The following is a 19,401-nucleotide window of genomic DNA, read 5'->3' on the forward strand; positions in this document are numbered from 1 at the left end:
CTACCCCCCCCAATTTTTACAATAATTAACTTGTGTTTGTTGTAAAAATTGGATGTGCAGGCATAATTCACCCCAACAACTCAGGTTTCAGCCTGATTATTTGCGTGTAACGACTGATGTTATACACAAGACTGGTGAGTGCTACATTGGCTTTAGCACGAATAAGCCCTACTGTACGCACCACAAGTCCACGCATGGTTTGTTCCTCAAACCCGAATACATGCTCGACAAGGCAACGTGTCTTGGATTTTTTCCTATTGTCTGATTTCTGCTCCTTGGTAAGCGGACGGTTACGGTAGCCCTTTTCGCAAATTATCGGATTCATCTTATGCTGTTTTACAATCTCCTCTTGTCCGACATAACCGGCGTCCAAATACAAGTCCTTGCCTTCGTCTTTTTCATCCAGCAGTCCTTCAAAGCCTTTGGAATCATGCACTTCTGCCGACGTGGTATCATAAGAAAGTATGATCTTATTGCGTTTCTCAACTTTAGTATGCTGCTTGTAGCCGTAAAAAGTCTCATCACGCTTCTTTGTCCAGCGGGCATCTACATCCTTGTGGCACTTCTTGTGGGGATTGTCATTCCACAACTTATCACCCGCTCCCTGTTTTATCTGCTCATTTTCATCACGGGTGTTACGTTGGCGAGGGGCAATAACAAAACTGGCATCAATGATGCGACCCTCATTGAATTGCAGACCCTTACTTTCCATGAAACTATGAAATTCCGAAAAAAGCTTGTCATAAACGCCTGTATTTGTCAGGAGTTCGCGATACTTCCACACCGTCTTCTCGTCAGGAACATCGTCAACACATTCAATACCAAGAAACTTGCGGAAACTCGTACGGTCAACTATCTGATACTCTATCTGATGGTCACTCAAACCATAATAACGCTGAAGAAACAAGACCTTGAACATCAGCACACAGTCTATCGGCGGACGACCGGCATTACTTTTGCGCTCTCCGGTAAAAAGGGCTGATTCAAGAGTAGGACGAAAGATCTCAAAATCAACATACTGAGACAACACTTCAAGAGGATTGCCCATTTCATTCAAACGCAATTCACGATTCTCTGACTCAAATAGTTGATTATAACGAAGCTTACGGTATCGGGATAACTTGTTCATTATAAAATTCTTATTTTCTGCAAATTTACGCTCTTGGAACCATATAAACAACTGTACTACAATATTTTAATTTATAGAACTCCTCTTAAATAATTAATCTCCCTCAGTCTCTCCCGGGAACCATTCAACATAAAAGCGTGAGACTGCAATGCCACGTTCTGGTTGGAGGTCCTAGGAAAACCTTGTACACGGATATGGTTATAGCAGCCCACGCTATATGCGTGAGAACCACTATGCTATCCTTGTGTACAATTGCGAATTTCCTAGGTTCCCAACCACAAGATAAGCATAACGCTTCTTCAAATTCTAAAATGTCTTGGAGAGAACTCCTCTCTCCAAATGCAAAAATATGAAAAATGTAGGAAGCGCAATAACATTTCCTGCATTTTTTATGTTGGCGCATAAATATCTCAAAGACGGATATGCAACGGTGCTCAATATAAAACTCAAAAAAAGGAGCTAGACTTACCAGCTGCTAAATCTGAACAATGACGTCCATCCGGGAATGTTGACAAATTCTCATAGTGGAAGTTTTGAAACCGGGAACGATAAATTCTCTTTCTACACCATCTTTTCCTGGGCGGGAAACAACCGTGAAAAAGGAACTGAATACGGAGAACAGCACTACTCCGGAACAGAAAAATACTACAATACAGAAACCTGAAACTATTTGCGCAATGCCGCCTTTTACATGGGAGGAGACTTTGTGCCTAACCTTAAGAACAACAACAAAACCTACCAGTTCATCACCGCCATGCAGGAGATAAAGCTGCAAGACTGCGAGCAACGCCGCCGCTGGGAGTGGGAAGACGTGCAGGCCGAACTTTTCGAAGCCAACATGAAGAACCTGAAACTGCAACAGACACAAGAAGCAGGCAGCATCTTCATCAACGAAATAAAGAACAGGAAGCGGAAAGACGACCATCATCAAATTGCTGTTGGGCTACTACAAGGCATTGGGCGGAGAAATCTCCATCGGCGACACAGATCTCAACCAGTTCAACCTAAAATAGACAAGGAACGGCTGGCAGAGGCTGCCCGGATTGCCAATATAAACGACTACATCATGCGCCTCCCCCTGAAATACAACACTCTGATAGGGCAAGACGGTGTGGGTCTGAGTCAAGGGCAGAAACAACGGATACTGATTGCCCGAGCCGTCTACAAGAATCCGCAGTACATCTTTCTGGACGAAGCCACCAATGCGCTGGATGCCAACAACGAGCGGATAATTGTAGAGAACCTGACGGAGTTCTACAAAGGGAAAACGGTGATCGTGGTGGCCCATCGCCTAAGCACTGTAAAGAACGCCGACCGGATAGTAGTGATAGACAAAGGGAAAATCATAGAAGCCGGAAAGCATCAGGAACTGATAGCCAGCCGGGGAGCTTATTATAATCTTGTGAAGAATCAATTGGAATTGGGCAGTTAGCATATGGAAAGCAAGGATATAGAACTCAGAAGCAAACAGGTACGGAAAATCATCGGGCAGATTCCTCCGCTGCTGGTACGTAGCGGAATCGGCATCATCGGAATAATTATAGCTTTGCTGCTGGCTGTAGCCGCATTTGTCCCCTATCCCGAAACAACGGAATGCAACATCACCCTGACGGACATTCAGCAAGGAGAAGTGTCAGCTACCGGAGAACTGCCGTATGCCTGCATCACACAAGTAAGTACCGGCATGAAAGCAGAAATTGAACTGGAAGGATATACAAGCAAGGAATACGGCTATCTGCAAGGAACTGTCACAACCGTTTCTACACGGATAATCAGCCGCAACGGGCACAACTATTTCTGTTTTATACTGTCACTGAAAGAAGTCCCTTTCATGCAGAAAGGCATGAAAGGAAAGGCATCCATCATCTTGTCGGAGAAGACGCTGCTCGGAAGAATATGGGAGTGAACAGCTATGCCTCGCCAAACAAGTCTTCCCGCACAACACCTCGCTTCGCACCCGCGATGAATAAGCGTTAGAAATCTATTACTTGCGCAATCCGTATCTCAAAAAGGAGATTGAGCTACTATTAACGCATCTCCGCCTCCATCTTCTTTATTCTTTCCAGCGTATTGCCTGCCTCCATGGAAGGAAATACCTGGAGCACCCGTTGCAGATAGGTCTTTGCCTTGCTATAGCTATTGGTAAGCACGTCCGACAAACCGTTACGATAACGGGCATATTGCATCCGCGTAGGGGAAGTTATCTTCTTAAAGTCATCATCGAGCTTCTTCCTTTCCTTTTCTGCCTGAAGATAGAAATAATTCCCCAAGAAGATATTTGCCTGCAGGTTATCACCGTCGAGCATCAGCACCTTCTCGTAGGTTTTCAGAGCATCCTTCTCTTTTCCCCGCATCATTTCCATCTCGGCACAAGAAACAAGGGCAGGCACATCTTCGGGATGGCGTTGCAAGAACTCCTTATAGAAGAGATAGGCCTTGTCGTAATTCCGCATTTCCTTGTAATGGGCAGCCAGCTCATTGGCCAAACGGGAAGCTACCACAGTGTTCTTGTCAACATTGGCCCAATAGAACATTTCCGCCTGGTCCACACCGGCATCTGCCGACTGACGAAACAGACTTACGGCATAATCGTCCTTGCCTTCGGACAACGCTTCGGAAACTTTCTGTAACAATTCACCCGCCGACTGAGCGAAAACTGACAGAGGCAACATCAGAAACAAAGAGAAAAATAAAGTTAAGGATTTCATTTTTAAAGTATATAATAGTTTAACAGCCTGAATCATCTCCATAGAAATTCACCTACAAATTTACACACTTTCACTGCAAACATCAACAAAATATAGTTAATCTTTCCCACTATTTTCCCCTTTTCTGCGTAACTTTGCCAATCTTATGAAATAAGCGTTACCAATGAAGCTCAGAGACAAGCAAATCTTGCAAATAGCACTGCCTTCCATCGTATCAAACATCACCGTTCCTTTGCTCGGACTGATTGATGTAGCCATTGTCGGACACTTAGGCTCACCGGCCTATATCGGAGCCATTGCCGTAGGCGGGATGCTGTTCAACATCATCTACTGGATTTTCGGTTTCCTGCGCATGGGGACCAGCGGAATGACTTCACAAGCATACGGAAAACGGGATTTGCCGGAAGTTGTACGCCTATTAGTGCGCTCCGTCGGCATAGGGCTGGCTGTCGCGTCCTGCCTCATAGCATTGCAAGTCCCCATCAGACAAGGCGCATTCCTGCTGATTCATCCTACAGACGAGGTCAAAGAGATGGCAACGCTTTATTTCCACATCTGCATCTGGGGTGCACCCGCCATGCTGGGACTATACGGGCTCACGGGATGGTTCATCGGCATGCAGAATTCACGCATTCCCATGTATATAGCCATCACACAGAATATAGTCAATATCATTGCCAGCCTCTGCCTGGTCTATCTATGCGAAATGAAAGTCGAAGGAGTTGCCCTGGGGACGCTGATAGCCCAGTACGCCGGTTTCCTGATAGGGCTGATGCTCTGGATACGCAATTATGGAAAGTTGCAGAGATACTGGGAAATTAAAAATTATAAATTGGAAATTAAAGGGGAAGAAAGAAAAGGTATCTGGGAGAAGGAGACAATGCTAAAATTCTTCCAAGTGAACAGGGACATTTTTCTGCGCACCCTTTGCCTGGTGGTGGTTACTCTGTTCTTTACTTCAGCAGGAGCCTCGCAGGGCGAAATCATTTTGGCTGTCAACACGCTGCTGATGCAGCTCTTCACTTTGTTCTCGTATGTAATGGATGGTTTTGCCTACGCAGGCGAGGCCCTGAGCGGCAGATACATAGGCGCACACAACCGGGAAGCCTTTACAGACACCGTCCGACATCTCTTTGGATGGGGAGCGGTAATGGCAGTTCTCTTTACGTTGACCTATGCACTGGGAGGTAATGCCTTCCTCGGGCTATTGACGGATGACAAAGAAGTGATAGCGGTTGCCGACACCTATTTCTACTGGGCGCTTGCCGTTCCTGCCGTTGGTATAGCCGCCTTCATTTGGGACGGCATTTTTATAGGTGCCACAGCCACGCGCGGCATGCTGCTGTCCATGACTGCAGCAGCCGTCAGCTTCTTTGTCTTGTATTATGGCCTACATCCCGTCCTGGCAAACCATGCTTTATGGCTTGCCTTCCTCACCTACCTCCTGATGCGGGGAGCGGTGCAGACGGGATTGAGTCGGGGAGTCATTAAAAAAGCATTCCCCAGTGAGAAGTAGCCTATTTATTGCGATTTTAAGCGATGAACATTTCAAGGGGAAAAAGCATTATCTTTGTATCGCTATGACTTATACATAACTCAAGTTTCGCAAGTTCAAGAACTTACGAAACTTAAATACATAATTGTTATGACAGACAAGAATATTGTTCAAGAGACATTTCCCGTATTGGGAATGAGCTGTGCATCATGTGCCGCACGGATAGAAAAGACGCTGAACCGGCAGTCCGGTGTCAAGATAGCAGCCGTAAACTACGCTTCGGCAACGGCAACCGTAGAATATGATCCCAAGAACTGTTCTTCCGAGGCATTGCAGCAAGCCGTGCAGGCCGCTGGATATGACTTGCTGATAAATCGGGACGGCAATACGCTCGAAGAAGCGGAAGAGGCCCACAACAAAAAATTCACTACACTGAAACTCCGCACTGTCTGGGCCGTTATTCTATCCTTACCTGTTATCATAATAGGTATGTTTTTCATGGATATGCCCTATGCCAATCCTATCATGTGGACACTATCCACTCCTATTGTATTTTGGCTGGGACGGGGATTCTTCAGCAGTGCCTGGAAACAGTTGAGACATGGCAGCGCCAATATGGATACACTGGTAGCCATCAGCACCGGAACAGCCTATCTGTTCAGTCTGTTCAACATGTTATTTCCGGACTTCTGGCTGTCCAGGGGCATCCACCCGCATGTGTATTTTGAAGCGGCAAGTGTCATCATAGCTTTTATCCTGCTGGGGCGCCTGCTGGAAGAAAAGGCGAAAGGAAACACTTCAACAGCCATCAAGAAGCTGATGGGACTCCAACCCAAGACCGTGACCGTCGTTGGGAATGAGGAACGCATTGTCCCTATTGAGCAGATTCGCCCCGGCGACATCATACTGGTGAAGCCCGGCGAACGGATTGCAGTGGACGGCATCGTGACGGAAGGTTCTTCGTACGTAGACGAAAGTATGCTGAGCGGCGAACCGGTAGCAGTGTCCAAGCAAAAAGATGCCAAAGTCTTCGCAGGTACCATCAACCAGAAGGGGAGTTTCCGCTTCCGGGCAGAGAAAGTCGGCACAGATACACTGCTGGCAAAGATTATACACATGGTGCAAGACGCACAAGGGAGCAAAGCACCGGTACAGCAACTGGTCGACAAGATAGCAGGGATATTCGTGCCTACCATTATCGGCATTGCAGTGCTCGCCTTCATCGTATGGATGATGCTGGACGGAACCGACGGATTCACCCACGGATTATTGGCATTTGTCACAGTGATTATCATCGCCTGCCCGTGTGCGCTGGGGCTAGCCACTCCTACAGCCATCATGGTAGGCATCGGCAAGGGAGCCGAAAGGGGTATCCTGATAAAAGATGCCGAGAGTCTGGAGATTGCCAAAAAGGTAAATACCGTAGTACTCGACAAAACCGGAACCGTAACCGAAGGAAAACCGGTAGTCAGTAAGCTGGTATGGAATACGCCGACAACTACTCCCAATCCAAGCATTTCCTCAAAAGATGTCTTGCCGGACATTTTCTACAGTCTGGAAAAGTTATCGGAACATCCATTGGCAGACGCCGTAGTGAATCACCTCAAGGAATCGGCTTCCATAGACGACATCCAAGATTTCGAAACCATCACCGGAAAAGGTGTAAAAGGGCGGACACAAGGCCGGATTTACTTTGCCGGAAACCTGAAACTACTGGAAGAGAACCGGATTGCCATCAGCCGGTCTCTTCGGGAAGAAGCCACCCGACTGACAGCGAAAGCACAAACCGTCATCTGGTTTGCCGACGAAGAAAACGCACTGGCAATAGCCGGAATCACGGACCGGATAAAGGAAACTTCCATTCGTGCCGTCGACGAGCTGCGTGCCACCGGTATCGAAGTCCACATGCTGACCGGAGACAATGAAACCACCGCCCGCGAAATTGCCCGCAAAGCAGGTATTGCGCATTATCAAGCGAGCGTACTGCCGCAGGACAAGGCAGCCTTTATCAGCCGGTTACAAGCAGAAGGACGGAAAGTGGCGATGGTGGGCGATGGCATCAACGACAGCGCCGCCCTTGCCCAAGCCGACTTGAGTATCGCTATGGGCGGAGGTAGTGACATCGCCATGGACGTAGCCAAAATGACCATCATCTCCTCCGATTTGACAAAAATTCCGGAAGCCCTCCGGCTGTCCCGTCTGACAGTCCGGACCATCCGGCAGAATCTGTTCTGGGCGTTTATATACAATATAGTAGGTGTGCCCATTGCAGCCGGAATACTCTATCCCATCAACGGCTTCCTGTTGAATCCGATGATAGCCGGCGCAGCCATGGCATTCAGCAGTGTCAGTGTGGTGAGCAACAGCTTGCTGCTAAAACGGAAAAAGATACATGAAGGAGAAGAAAACAAAAAAGTTGAACCATCAACAGAAACAATCATGAAAAAAGAATTCAAGGTAGAAGGTATGATGTGCAACCATTGCCGCATGCACGTAGAGAAAGCATTAAATAGTATGGAGGGCGTACATGCCACCGTAACTCTGAACCCTCCGGTGGCCATCGTAGAGTTTTCAGACGGAGAAAAGACACTCGAAGAATTGCAGAAGGCAGTGACAGAAGAAGCCGGTGACTACACACTGAAGGTATAAGGGTAAAATTCATACGGTTTTCATACAGAAAAGAAAGAGGAAATCAAAGTAAATATCTACCTTTGCACGCTAATCTACATATAAAGATATGAATGCAAAAGCTAAAGGATATATTTTGGGTTCTATCGCCGCAGCCTCCTACGGTATGAATCCATTGTTTGCCCTCCCGTTGTACAAAGCCGGCATGGATCCGGACTCCGTACTCTTTTTCAGATACCTTTTTGCCATCCCATTGCTGGGCATTATGATAAAAGCGAGAGGGCGGACATTCAAGATACAACGGAAAGAAACATTTCCGCTCATCATCATGGGATTACTCGTAGCCCTCTCCTCACTGACGCTTTTTCTGAGTTATAATTATATGGCCGCCGGCATAGCGTCGACACTGCTGTTCGTCTACCCCATCATGGTGGCTCTTATTATGGCTATGGTCTTCAAAGAGAAGCTGGCACTGCAAACCATCGTCTGCATGCTACTTGCACTGGGAGGCATCGGGCTGCTCTATAAAAGTGAGGACGGCAGTACGCTGAGCCTGATAGGGACATTGCTGGTTTTCGCTTCCTCCCTTTCCTATGCCATATACATTGTGGGCATCAACCAGACGTCATTGAAAAATGTAGCTACACTCAAAGTCACCTTCTATGTCCTTCTCTTCGGCTTATCGCTCTTCGTAGCACGCCTACTCTATTCCGGAGTACTGAACACACCGGACCAGTGGTATCTGTGGGGCAATTTGCTTGCACTGGCTGTCTTTCCCACCGCCATATCCTTCCTCTGCACTACTGGAGCCATCCAATACATCGGCTCCACCCCGACCGCTATTCTCGGTGCATTGGAACCCGTGACAGCCATCTTCTTCGGAATAGCTGTCTTTGGAGAAAGCTTGACTGTCAGAGAAAGCATCGGACTGGTGATGATTATTGTAGCCGTAACGCTCGTCATCGCAGGGGGAAACATTACAGGCCAACTGGTTCGTTTCAGGAAACTGTTTCCAAGACTCCCGATAAAGAGCAAGAAAAACAACTAATTCTATAAACCATCATCAACCATGAAAAAAAATCTCTACCTGCTTTTAGTTCTGTTATTCCCTATCGGCCTACAAGCTCAGTCCGAGGTGATCGTACTCCGTCCGGATGAAGACAAAGCCGAAGTGAACGAAGCTGAATATACCAAAATTTTCCTGGCTGGAACCATTGACATGGGCAAGAGCATAGACTGGCAAAAGGCAACCTGCGACTGGTTCCGAGCACGTCCCGAAGGCAAATATCTCCTATACAACCCCCGAAGGGACAAGGGGTTGAGCGGTGAAATGTCCGACTTTGAACATCAAGTGAACTGGGAACTGGAACATCTGGAAAAAGCCGACCTGATAATCATGAATATCCTGGCAAGCAGTAAGTCTCCCATCACTCTGCTGGAGATGGGGCTGCACATGCGTTCCGGCAAACTGCACGTCATCTGCGAGCCCGGCTTCTACCGCTACGACAATGTGCGAATTACTTGTAACCATTATGGTATTCCGTTATATCACAGCATGGACGAGTTCCTAAAGACAATACGTTAGGCAACTATCCTCCCTCATTCTGCAGCACTTTTCAGTTTTATTCTTTATCTTTGCTGCAAAGAAATATAACAAACTATATATTATGACAACCTATAAAAGAATCTTATTGAAGCTCAGCGGCGAGAGCCTGATGGGTGAAAAGCAATACGGCATTGACGAAAAACGCCTTGCCGAGTACGCAGCTCAAATCAAAGAAATCCACGAATTGGGAGTACAAATAGGCATCGTGATAGGCGGTGGAAACATTTTTCGCGGATTGAACGGTACCCACAAAGGATTCGACCGCGTGAAAGGCGACCAGATGGGAATGCTAGCAACCGTCATCAACAGCCTTGCCCTCAGTTCAGCTCTGGCAGCTACCGGCGTGAAGGTCCGCGTGCTGACTGCCGTACGTATGGAACCCATCGGTGAATTCTACAATAAATGGCGTGCCATCGAATGTATGGAAGCAGGCGAAGTAGTCATCATGCCCGCCGTTACAGGCAATCCGTTCTTCACTACCGATCCCGGTTCCAGTCTGCGCGGCATCGAGATTGAGGCAGATGTCATGTTGAAAGGTCCCCGTGTGGATGGCATCTATACCGCCGATCCGGAGAAGGACCCGACAGCCACGAAATTCCACGACATCACTTACGACGAAGTACTGAAGCGCGGTCTGAAAGTGATGGACCTCACCGCCACCTGCATGTGCAAGGAGAACAACCTACCCATCATCGTTTTTGACATGGATACAGTGGGGAATCTGAAAAGAGTGATGCAAGGAGAAGAAATCGGTACACTGGTACATAATTGAATTAAAAACGGAAAACGAAGAATTGAGAATAAAAAAATGAATGTTATTTAATTCTTAATTCTCAATTCCCGATTTAATAATTATATTTGCAAAGTTTCAAATTAAAGCTATTCCAAAAACGAAAATAATATGAGAGACGTAAAAGACATCTTAGACGAAGCGCAAGAAAGTATGGACATGGCCATCATGTATCTGGACGAGGCATTGGCTCATATCCGCGCCGGAAAAGCTGATATCCGTTTGCTGGATGGTATCCGTGTGGATTCTTACGGAAGTATGGTTCCTATCAACAATGTGGCAGCCGTAACCACTCCGGACGCACGCAGCATTGCCATCAAGCCATGGGATAAGAGCATGTTCCGCGTCATTGAAAAGGCCATCATTGACTCCAGTCTCGGCATCATGCCCGAAAACAACGGTGAAATTATCCGTATCGGCATCCCACCGCTGACGGAAGAACGCCGGAAGCAGCTTGCCAAACAATGCAAGGGAGAAGGAGAAACAGCCAAAGTAAGTGTACGTAATGCACGCCGTGATGCCATCGACGCCTTGAAGAAATCCGTAAAGGACGGACTGGCAGAAGACGCCCAGAAAGGCGGTGAAGAAAAGCTGCAGAAGATTCACGACAAGTTCATCAAGCGGATTGATGACATGCTGGCTGCAAAGGATAAAGAAATCATGACCGTTTAATGAATTGATAATTGATGATTGACAGTTGATAATTACCATGTGTAATAATACCTGTAGTTAATTATCCAGCAATCAATTATCAATTATCAATTATCAATTATCAAATATTTTGAGGGGACTCGTTATAAAAAACACCGGAAGCTGGTACTTGGTACGGACTGACGACGGAAGAGAGATTGAATGTAAAATCAAAGGGAACTTCCGGTTGAAAGGCATACGAAGCACCAATCCCGTGGCTGTAGGCGATTACGTGAACATCATACTGAACCAGGAAGGTACGGCCTTTATCAGTGAGATAGAGGACCGGAAGAATTACATCATCCGCCGTGCCTCCAACCTTTCCAAGCAATCACATATTCTTGCCGCCAACCTCGACCAGTGCATGCTCATAGTGACGGTGAACTATCCCGAAACCTCCACCACATTTATAGACCGTTTTCTCGCCTCTGCCGAGGCATACCGTGTTCCCGTCAAGATTATATTCAACAAAGTGGATGCCTACAACGAAGAGGAACTGCACTATCTGAACAGTCTCATCAACCTTTATACCACCATCGGTTATCCATGTTTCAAGGTTTCTGCCAAAAAAGGGGAAGGCATCGATATTATCGAGGAAGAGCTCAAAGGACGTATAACCCTCTTTTCCGGACATTCCGGAGTAGGGAAATCGACACTCATCAAGGCAATACTGCCCGATATAGAGATTAAAACCGGAGAGATATCCACCTATCATAATAAAGGTATGCACACCACTACCTTCTCAGAAATGTTCCCGGTTCCCGGTGACGGATATATCATTGACACCCCGGGCATCAAAGGTTTTGGAACATTCGATATGGAAGAAGAAGAAATAGGCCACTATTTCCCGGAAATATTCAAAGTATCTGCCGACTGCCGTTACGGCAACTGTACCCACCGCCACGAACCCGGATGCGCTGTACGCGAGGCGGTTGAGAAGCACTATATCAGTGAGTCACGATACGCTTCTTATCTGAACATGCTGGAAGACAAGGAGGAGGGGAAATACCGGGCTGCTTACTGATTTGTCATTTTATCATCTTTCCATCTCATATTCTTACACTTTTTAACTCTTTATATTTTAAACCTTTCCTTTTTCCTGCTGTCTAATCTAAGGCTGATTTTATTACTACTAATACTACAACATGAATAAGAGAGTTAAATGGGGCATCATTATCGTGATTGGTGCCGGACTGATTGGAGGAGGAATCTACTCCCAATTACCTAAAGAGAATGAAGAATTAGCCGCTGCAGACAAGGTGATGACCGGTCAACGTAGCGGTAAGAAAATTCTAAACGTAAACGCAAAAATAATCAAACCGCAATTGCTGAAGGATGAAATACAAATCAGCGGCAGCCTGCTGCCTGATGAGGAAGTGGACCTTTCTTTCGAGACATCCGGCAAAATCATAGAGATAAATTTTGAAGAAGGCAGTTTCGTCAAGAAAGGACAATTACTTGCCAAAGTTAATGACCGGCCGCTGCAAGCACAATTGCAACGCCTCGTCTCCCAATTAAAGTTGGCAGAAGACCGCGTGTTTCGCCAGAACGCCCTGTTGGAAAGGGATGCGGTCAGTAAAGAAGCCTACGAACAAGTAAAGACCGAGCTGGCCACCCTGAATGCCGACATTGACTTGATAGAATCGAACATCGCACAAACCGAGCTGCGTGCCCCTTTCGACGGTGTCATCGGTCTGCGCCAAGTCAGTGTGGGTACTTACGCTTCCCCTACAACCATTGTAGCCAAGCTCACCAAGATTTCACCGTTGAAGGTGGAATTTGCCGTACCCGAGCGGTATGCCAATGACGTAAAGACCGGCGCCGGACTGGACTTCACTCTCGAAGGAAAACTAAACACCTTCCACGCCACGGTTTATGCACGCGAATCAAAGATAGACCCTACTACCCATACCTTGACAATCCGTGCACTTTATCCCAATGCCAACGGAGCCGTGCTTCCGGGCCGCTATGCCAGCATCAAGCTGAACAAGGACGAAATTCAGAACGCCCTCGCCGTACCGTCCGAAGCCATTGTACCGGAAATGGGAAAAGACAAAATATTCCTCTATAAGTCGGGAAAAGCCCAGCCGGTAGAGATTACTACGGGAATCCGTACGGAAGCGGAAGTACAAGTATTGCAAGGCTTGCAGGCAGGAGATACCATCATCACCTCGGGAACCCTGCAACTCCGTACCGGACTGCCGGTAACACTGGACAATATCAATTGACAACTGTCAATTATCAACCATTAATTATCAATTGTAAAGAATGAATATATCCGAATTAAGTATACGGCGACCGGTACTCTCGACAGTACTTACCCTGATAATCCTGCTGTTTGGCTTCATCGGCTACAATTATCTGGGTGTACGCGAATACCCGTCTGTAGATAATCCCATCATATCAGTATCCTGCTCCTATCCGGGTGCCAACGCCGATGTCATCGAGAACCAGATAACGGAGCCTCTGGAGCAGAACATCAACGGTATTCCCGGCATACGCTCCCTCTCCAGTGTCAGCCAGCAAGGTTCATCACGCATTACAGTAGAGTTTGAGCTTTCCGTTGACTTGGAAACCGCCGCCAACGACGTACGTGATAAAGTGTCGCGTGCACAGCGCTATCTGCCTCGTGACTGTGATCCGCCTACCGTATCAAAAGCCGATGCGGACGCCACCCCTATCCTGATGGTTGCCCTCCAAAGTGACAAACGTTCCCTACTGGAGCTCAGTGAAATAGCCGACCTAACTGTCAAGGAGCAGCTTCAGACTATTTCAGATGTAAGTAGTGTAAGTATCTGGGGAGAAAAGCGCTATTCCATGCGGCTTTGGCTGGACCCCATCAAGATGTCCGGCTATGGAATCACTCCCCTGGATGTAAAGAATGCGGTGGACAACGAAAACGTAGAGCTCCCTTCCGGAAGTATCGAAGGAAACACTACCGAGCTCACCATCCGCACGTTGGGGCTGATGCATACAGCCGAAGAGTTCAACAATCTTATCCTGAAGGAAGACGGTAACCGCATTGTCCGCTTCAGCGACATTGGACGTGCCGAACTGGGACCAGCCGACATCAAAAGTTATATGAAGATGAACGGTGTGCCCATGGTAGGTGTCGTAGTAATTCCGCAGCCGGGTGCCAACCACATTGAAATAGCCAACGCCGTATATGACCGCATGGAGAAGATGAAGAAAGACCTTCCCGAAGACGTTCATTACAACTACGGTTTTGACAATACCAAGTTTATCCGTGCCTCTATCGACGAGGTGAAGCAGACGGTGTATGAGGCCTTTGTACTGGTTATCATCATCATTTTCCTCTTCTTGCGCGACTGGCGTGTGACGCTTGTGCCATGTATTGTAATCCCCGTTTCGCTGATTGGAGCTTTCTTCGTCATGTATCTGGCCGGTTTCTCCATCAATGTGCTCTCCATGCTTGCCGTGGTGCTTGCCGTGGGCTTGGTGGTGGACGACGCCATCGTGATGACGGAGAACATTTATGTCCGCATCGAGAAAGGGATGCCACCGAAAGAAGCCGGCATAGAAGGAGCCAAGGAGATTTTCTTTGCCGTCATTTCCACTACCATTACGCTGGTGGCGGTATTCTTCCCTATTGTATTCATGGACGGGACGACGGGACGACTGTTCCGCGAATTCAGTATCGTGGTCTCCGGTTCGGTGATTATCTCCTCCTTCGCCGCATTGACTTTTACGCCGATGCTTGCCACCAAACTTTTAATCAAAAGGGAACAGCAGAGCTGGTTCTATCGCAAGACCGAACCTTTCTTCGAAGGGATGAACCGGGTATACAGCCAGTCACTGGCCGCCTTCCTGAAACGGCGCTGGATTGCCTTGCCCTTCACCATCGTCACCATTCTGCTTATCGGAGTCCTTTGGAATACTATCCCGGCTGAAATGGCGCCATTGGAGGACCGTTCGCAAATCAGTATCAATACAATGGGTGCCGAAGGAGTGACTTACGAATATATCCGCGACTATACCGAAGACATCAATCATCTGGTGGACTCCATTATCCCGGATGCAGAAGCGGTAACAGCGCGTGTGTCCAGTGGTAGCGGTAACGTACGTATCACACTGAAAGACATGAAAGACCGTGACTATACCCAAATGGAAGTTGCTGAAAAGTTGTCGAAGGCAGTGCAGAAAAAGACAATGGCACGCTCTTTCGTACAGCAGTCCTCCTCATTCGGAGGACGGCGCGGCGGTATGCCCGTGCAGTATGTATTGCAGGCAACCAATATCGAGAAATTGCAGGAGGTGCTCCCCAAGTTCATGACGAAGGTCTACGAAAATCCGGTATTCCAGATGGCAGACGTAAACCTGAAGTTCAGCAAGCCCGAAGCGCGCATCAACATCAACCGTGACAAGGCGAGCATCATGGGCGTAAGCACCAAGAACATTGCCCAAACCCTGCAATACGGCTTGAGCGGACAGCGCATGGGCTACTTCTACATGAACGGAAAGCAATACGAGATATTGGGCGAAATCAACCGCCAGCAACGCAACAAGCCTGCCGACCTGAAAGGCATCTATATCCGTAGCGACAATGGAACCATGGTGCAGCTGGACAACCTGATTGAACTGACCGGCGGTATCGCCCCTCCGAAGTTGTACCGTTACAACCGTTTCGTTTCCGCCACCATCTCCGCGGGACTGGCGGACGGCAAGACCATCGGACAAGGTCTGGATGAAATGGACAAGATTGCCAAAGAGACACTGGACGAGACCTTCCGCACCGCACTGACCGGAGACTCCAAAGAGTATCGGGAAAGTTCCTCCAGTCTGATGTTCGCCTTCATCCTGGCCATTGTGCTGATTTACCTGATTCTTGCCGCCCAGTTCGAAAGTTTCAAGGACCCGCTGGTTATCATGCTGACGGTGCCTCTCGCCATTGCCGGTGCACTGGTATTCATGTATTTCGGGGGAATTACAATGAATATATTCAGCCAGATTGGTATTATCATGCTGATTGGTCTGGTGGCAAAGAACGGTATCCTGATTGTGGAATTTGCCAATCAGAAGCAGGAAGCGGGTGAAGACAAGATGCGAGCCATCAAGGACGCCTCCCTGCAACGTCTGCGCCCCATCCTGATGACGAGTGCCTCCACCATCCTGGGACTGATACCGCTTGCCTACGCCACCGGCGAAGGTTGCAACCAACGCATCGCCATGGGTACTGCCGTCGTAGGCGGCATGCTCATCTCCACACTACTGACGATGTACATCGTGCCTGCCATATATAGTTATGTATCAACGAACCGAAGTAAACTGAAGACCGAATGAAACGCATTGTTTTAATTTTCATAGCCACTGCCTGCACAGCGCTGGGCCTTTACGCACAGCCTGCGCCTACCTACACCTTGAAGTCCTGCCTGGAGCAGGGATTGCTGAACAACTACTCCCTGCGCATTGTCCGCAATGAAGAGCAGGTCAGCAAGAACAACGCCACACTGGGCAATGCGGGCTACCTGCCCACACTGGACCTCTCCGCCGGCTACAAGGGAACCATAGACAATATCGAAACCAAAGCCCGAGCCACCGGAGAGACAACCAAGGACAACGGAGTGTTTGACCAAACTCTCGATGCAGGCATCAACCTGAACTGGACCATCTTCGACGGTTTCAACATTACCGCCAACTACCAACGGCTCAAGGAGCTGGAACGCCAAGGCGAGACCAATACGCGCATCGCCATCGAGGACCTGATAGCCAACATAGCCGCTGAATACTATAACTATGTGCAGCAAAAAATCCGCTTGAAGAACTTCCGTTATGCCGTATCGCTATCCAAAGAGCGCCTGCGCATTGTGGAAGAGCGTTACCACATCGGTAACTTCTCGCGCCTGGACTACCAGCAGGCCAAAGTGGACTTCAATGCCGACAGTGCCCAATACATGAAACAGCAGGAACTGCTGCACACCTCACGTATCCAGCTGAACGAACTCATGGCAAACAAAGATGTAGACCAGCCGTTTATCATACAAGACAGCCTCATCAACGTGACCGCCTCCCTGAACTTCGAGGAGCTGTGGAACGCCACCCTCACCATCAACGCCTCACTGCTACGTGCCGAACAGAACAATACCCTGGCCCGTCTGGACTACAAGAAAGTCTGCTCGCGCGACTACCCATACGTGAAGATGAACGGCGGATACGGCTACACCCTCAACAAGTATGACATCTCTGCCAACAGCCGCCGCAGCAACCTCGGTCTGAACTTCGGCGTCACGGTCGGCTTCAATCTGTTCGACGGCAACCGGCGCCGCGAACGCAAGAATGCCCGCATTGCCGTGCAGAACGCTCGCCTGGAACGGGAGCAACTGGAGCAAGCCCTGCGCGCCGACCTCAGCAACCTATGGCAGGCCTACCAAAACAACCTGCAAATGCTGAACCTGGAACGCCAGAACCTTGTGGCTGCCAAGGAGAACCACGAGATTGCCATGGAACGATATATGCTGGGCAACCTCTCGGGAATCGAGATGCGCGAAGCCCAAAAGAGTCTGCTGGATGCAGAAGAACGTATTCTCTCCGCGGAATATGATACCAAATTATGTGAAATCTCCCTACTGCAAATCAGTGGAAAAGTAGCGCGCTATATGGAATAAGCAATATAATCCGTACCTTTGCGCCCGGTTTATCAGAATTGAAGCACAATGGGATTATTCATCAGAAAGCCATTCGAGGCACTGCAAGCGGAGGCTAATGCCTCCGGAAAGAAAACATTGAAACGTGTACTTGGTCCGTGGAGCCTTGTTGCCCTGGGCGTGGGAGTCATCATCGGAGCGGGTCTATTCTCCATCACCGGAACGGTGGCGGCAGGCTATACGGGACCGGCCATCACACTGTCCTTTGCCATTGCCGCACTGGGATGCTGCTTCGCCGGACTATGTTATGCGGAATTTGCATCCATGATACCCGTAGCCGGCAGCGCATACACCTACTCGTATGCCACGATGGGCGAACTCATCGCCTGGATTATCGGGTGGGACCTGGTATTGGAATACACCGTAGCCGCAACCACGGTAAGCATCAGTTGGAGCCGCTATCTGGTCGTCTTTCTCGAGGGACTGGACATACATCTACCGCAAGTCCTCACCGCCTGTCCCTGGGATGGTGGAGTCGTAAATATCCCCGCCTTCCTTATCGTCGTGCTGATGAGCCTCTTCCTGATACGGGGTACGGAAGGCAGCTCCATCTTCAACGGCTTCATTGTATTCCTGAAGGTTTCCGTCATACTGATTTTTGTCATACTCGGCTGGAAATACATCAATACCGACAACTATACACCTTACATCCCTGCCAATACGGGCGTGCTGGGCGAATATGGCTTCTCCGGCATCCTGCGAGGGGCGGCCATCGTATTCTTCGCCTTCCTCGGGTTCGACGCTGTGAGCACAGCCGCCCAAGAGACGAAGAACCCGAAGCGGAACATGCCTATCGGCATTCTGGTCTCCTTGCTGGTATGCACCGTGCTCTATATGGTTTTTGCCCACGTCATGACGGGAGTGGCACACTACACCGCCTTCAGCGGACAGCAAGGCATTGCTCCCGTTGCCATAGCCATAGAGCACATGGGGCAGGCTGATGCTGCAGGTATCATCCAGCCGGACTATCCCTGGCTGAACCGTGCCATCGTGCTGTCCATTCTGTTCGGATATTGCTCCGTCATCATGGTGACACTGCTGGGACAGAGCCGCGTATTCCTAAGCATGAGCCATGACGGGCTGCTGCCTCCTTTCTTCTCGCATATCAACGAAAAGTTCCGTACTCCGGCACGCAGCAACCTGCTCTTCATGGTACTTGTGGGCCTGCTGGCAGCTTTTGTACCCGCACGGCTGGCCGGAGAGATGACAAGCATCGGCACGCTGATGGCCTTCACGCTGGTCTGTGCCGCTGTACTGGTAGTACGCAGAACCATGCCTGACGTGCCCCGTTCCTTTAAAACCCCACTTGTTCCACTTATCCCCATACTGGGTATTCTTACTTGCCTTTGCATGATGTTGTTCCTTCCTGCCGATACATGGATACGCCTGGTGCTGTGGATGCTCATCGGTCTGGACATCTACGTGGGCTACGGCATGAAGCACAGTAAGCTGGAGCATGGAGGCGACACCCGCCACGGGCAGGTGACCTTGAACATGATTGGACTTATCCTTGCCGTTCTTTGTGTCATCACCGGACTGTGGCACCAACAGACTGTGGGATGGGGAGAAAGCAAAGTGCTGCTGATTATCTCGTTTGTTTTCGCATTCACGCACTGCGCTTACTATATGTGGAGAATCTGGAGGAGATAATAAGCCCTAAATCTCCTCCTTTAAAGATAAACAATCTTTCATC

16 protein-coding genes are annotated in these 19,401 nt (G+C 48.7%); 14 read left to right on the plus strand and 2 right to left on the minus strand.

The window, feature by feature from the left end:
* Window positions 1–67: 67 nt before the first annotated feature.
* The gene (locus HUX74_RS06010; RefSeq protein WP_005794453.1) at window positions 68–1,129 is read right to left on the minus strand and encodes an IS5-like element IS1169 family transposase; all 1,062 of its coding nucleotides are present in this window, start codon (window positions 1,127–1,129) and stop codon (window positions 68–70) included.
* Between the two features lie 505 nt (window positions 1,130–1,634).
* Here HUX74_RS06010 and HUX74_RS06015 point away from each other — a divergent pair.
* From HUX74_RS06015 to HUX74_RS06025, 3 genes are read left to right on the plus strand one after another with little or no spacing between them, the layout of a single operon-like run.
* Window positions 1,635–1,793 (plus strand): hypothetical protein, encoded by a 159-nt coding sequence (locus tag HUX74_RS06015; protein ID WP_158562813.1) that lies wholly within the window; start codon window positions 1,635–1,637, stop codon window positions 1,791–1,793.
* A 27-nt stretch (window positions 1,794–1,820) separates the two neighbouring features.
* Window positions 1,821–2,561, plus strand: coding sequence for an ATP-binding cassette domain-containing protein (locus tag HUX74_RS06020; RefSeq protein WP_165853600.1), 741 nt, complete (start codon window positions 1,821–1,823; stop codon window positions 2,559–2,561).
* 3 nt (window positions 2,562–2,564) lie between these two features.
* Window positions 2,565–3,035, plus strand: a complete 471-nt coding sequence (locus HUX74_RS06025) for an HlyD family secretion protein (protein WP_117599276.1) — start codon at window positions 2,565–2,567, stop codon at window positions 3,033–3,035.
* Between the two features lie 121 nt (window positions 3,036–3,156).
* Here HUX74_RS06025 and HUX74_RS06030 read toward each other — a convergent pair whose 3' ends face one another.
* Window positions 3,157–3,837, minus strand: a complete 681-nt coding sequence (locus HUX74_RS06030) for a hypothetical protein (RefSeq protein WP_117599444.1) — start codon at window positions 3,835–3,837, stop codon at window positions 3,157–3,159.
* A gap of 163 nt (window positions 3,838–4,000) precedes the next feature.
* On the opposite strand from HUX74_RS06030, the gene HUX74_RS06035 reads away from it, so the two are divergent.
* From HUX74_RS06035 to HUX74_RS06085, 11 genes are all read left to right on the plus strand, one after another.
* Window positions 4,001–5,353, plus strand: coding sequence for an MATE family efflux transporter (locus HUX74_RS06035; protein WP_174646364.1), 1,353 nt, complete (start codon window positions 4,001–4,003; stop codon window positions 5,351–5,353).
* 129 nt (window positions 5,354–5,482) lie between these two features.
* On the plus strand, window positions 5,483–7,981 hold the full coding sequence (locus HUX74_RS06040; protein ID WP_174646365.1) for a heavy metal translocating P-type ATPase: 2,499 nt from the start codon (window positions 5,483–5,485) through the stop codon (window positions 7,979–7,981).
* 88 nt (window positions 7,982–8,069) lie between these two features.
* Window positions 8,070–9,008 (plus strand): DMT family transporter, encoded by a 939-nt coding sequence (locus tag HUX74_RS06045; RefSeq protein ID WP_117964920.1) that lies wholly within the window; start codon window positions 8,070–8,072, stop codon window positions 9,006–9,008.
* 21 nt (window positions 9,009–9,029) lie between these two features.
* The gene (locus tag HUX74_RS06050; RefSeq protein ID WP_117964922.1) at window positions 9,030–9,545 is read left to right on the plus strand and encodes a nucleoside 2-deoxyribosyltransferase domain-containing protein; all 516 of its coding nucleotides are present in this window, start codon (window positions 9,030–9,032) and stop codon (window positions 9,543–9,545) included.
* 82 nt (window positions 9,546–9,627) lie between these two features.
* A complete protein-coding gene (gene pyrH / locus HUX74_RS06055; protein WP_174646366.1) occupies window positions 9,628–10,338 on the plus strand; it encodes a UMP kinase in 711 nt (236 codons plus the stop codon).
* 129 nt (window positions 10,339–10,467) lie between these two features.
* Window positions 10,468–11,028: a ribosome recycling factor gene (gene frr, locus HUX74_RS06060; RefSeq protein ID WP_025834253.1), complete on the plus strand. Its 561-nt coding sequence runs from the start codon at window positions 10,468–10,470 to the stop codon at window positions 11,026–11,028.
* 109 nt (window positions 11,029–11,137) lie between these two features.
* A complete protein-coding gene (rsgA, locus tag HUX74_RS06065; RefSeq protein ID WP_117599270.1) occupies window positions 11,138–12,070 on the plus strand; it encodes a ribosome small subunit-dependent GTPase A in 933 nt (310 codons plus the stop codon).
* Window positions 12,071–12,191: 121 nt separating this feature from the next.
* The gene (locus HUX74_RS06070) at window positions 12,192–13,274 is read left to right on the plus strand and encodes an efflux RND transporter periplasmic adaptor subunit (RefSeq protein ID WP_117599269.1); all 1,083 of its coding nucleotides are present in this window, start codon (window positions 12,192–12,194) and stop codon (window positions 13,272–13,274) included.
* Between the two features lie 40 nt (window positions 13,275–13,314).
* Window positions 13,315–16,347 carry an efflux RND transporter permease subunit gene (locus HUX74_RS06075; RefSeq protein WP_131225758.1) on the plus strand — a complete coding sequence of 1,011 codons (3,033 nt, stop codon included), beginning with the start codon at window positions 13,315–13,317 and terminating at the stop codon, window positions 16,345–16,347.
* Window positions 16,344–17,669: a TolC family protein gene (locus tag HUX74_RS06080; protein WP_117599267.1), complete on the plus strand. Its 1,326-nt coding sequence runs from the start codon at window positions 16,344–16,346 to the stop codon at window positions 17,667–17,669. The genes HUX74_RS06075 and HUX74_RS06080 overlap by 4 nt, the downstream gene beginning before the upstream one ends.
* 48 nt (window positions 17,670–17,717) lie before the next feature.
* Window positions 17,718–19,358, plus strand: a complete 1,641-nt coding sequence (locus HUX74_RS06085; RefSeq protein ID WP_044467866.1) for an amino acid permease — start codon at window positions 17,718–17,720, stop codon at window positions 19,356–19,358.
* Window positions 19,359–19,401 lie beyond the last annotated feature (43 nt).

Origin of the sequence: Bacteroides sp. Marseille-P8574 (assembly GCF_902825465.1) — a bacterium.
GTDB classification, from domain to species: domain Bacteria; phylum Bacteroidota; class Bacteroidia; order Bacteroidales; family Bacteroidaceae; genus Bacteroides; species Bacteroides uniformis.

Bases quoted from the DNA above. Each gene is read 5' to 3' on its own strand.
- HUX74_RS06020 (WP_165853600.1), top strand. From the start codon at position 1,821: ATGGGAGGAGACTTTGTGCCTAACCTTAAGAACAACAACAAAACCTAC.
- HUX74_RS06010 (WP_005794453.1), bottom strand. From the start codon at position 1,129: ATGAACAAGTTATCCCGATACCGTAAGCTTCGTTATAATCAACTATTT.
- HUX74_RS06040 (WP_174646365.1), top strand. From the start codon at position 5,483: ATGACAGACAAGAATATTGTTCAAGAGACATTTCCCGTATTGGGAATG.
- HUX74_RS06075 (WP_131225758.1), top strand. From the start codon at position 13,315: ATGAATATATCCGAATTAAGTATACGGCGACCGGTACTCTCGACAGTA.
- HUX74_RS06025 (WP_117599276.1), top strand. From the start codon at position 2,565: ATGGAAAGCAAGGATATAGAACTCAGAAGCAAACAGGTACGGAAAATC.
- frr (WP_025834253.1), top strand. From the start codon at position 10,468: ATGAGAGACGTAAAAGACATCTTAGACGAAGCGCAAGAAAGTATGGAC.
- HUX74_RS06085 (WP_044467866.1), top strand. From the start codon at position 17,718: ATGGGATTATTCATCAGAAAGCCATTCGAGGCACTGCAAGCGGAGGCT.
- HUX74_RS06045 (WP_117964920.1), top strand. From the start codon at position 8,070: ATGAATGCAAAAGCTAAAGGATATATTTTGGGTTCTATCGCCGCAGCC.
- HUX74_RS06015 (WP_158562813.1), top strand. From the start codon at position 1,635: ATGTTGACAAATTCTCATAGTGGAAGTTTTGAAACCGGGAACGATAAA.
- HUX74_RS06070 (WP_117599269.1), top strand. From the start codon at position 12,192: ATGAATAAGAGAGTTAAATGGGGCATCATTATCGTGATTGGTGCCGGA.
- HUX74_RS06050 (WP_117964922.1), top strand. From the start codon at position 9,030: ATGAAAAAAAATCTCTACCTGCTTTTAGTTCTGTTATTCCCTATCGGC.
- HUX74_RS06080 (WP_117599267.1), top strand. From the start codon at position 16,344: ATGAAACGCATTGTTTTAATTTTCATAGCCACTGCCTGCACAGCGCTG.
- HUX74_RS06030 (WP_117599444.1), bottom strand. From the start codon at position 3,837: ATGAAATCCTTAACTTTATTTTTCTCTTTGTTTCTGATGTTGCCTCTG.
- HUX74_RS06035 (WP_174646364.1), top strand. From the start codon at position 4,001: ATGAAGCTCAGAGACAAGCAAATCTTGCAAATAGCACTGCCTTCCATC.
- pyrH (WP_174646366.1), top strand. From the start codon at position 9,628: ATGACAACCTATAAAAGAATCTTATTGAAGCTCAGCGGCGAGAGCCTG.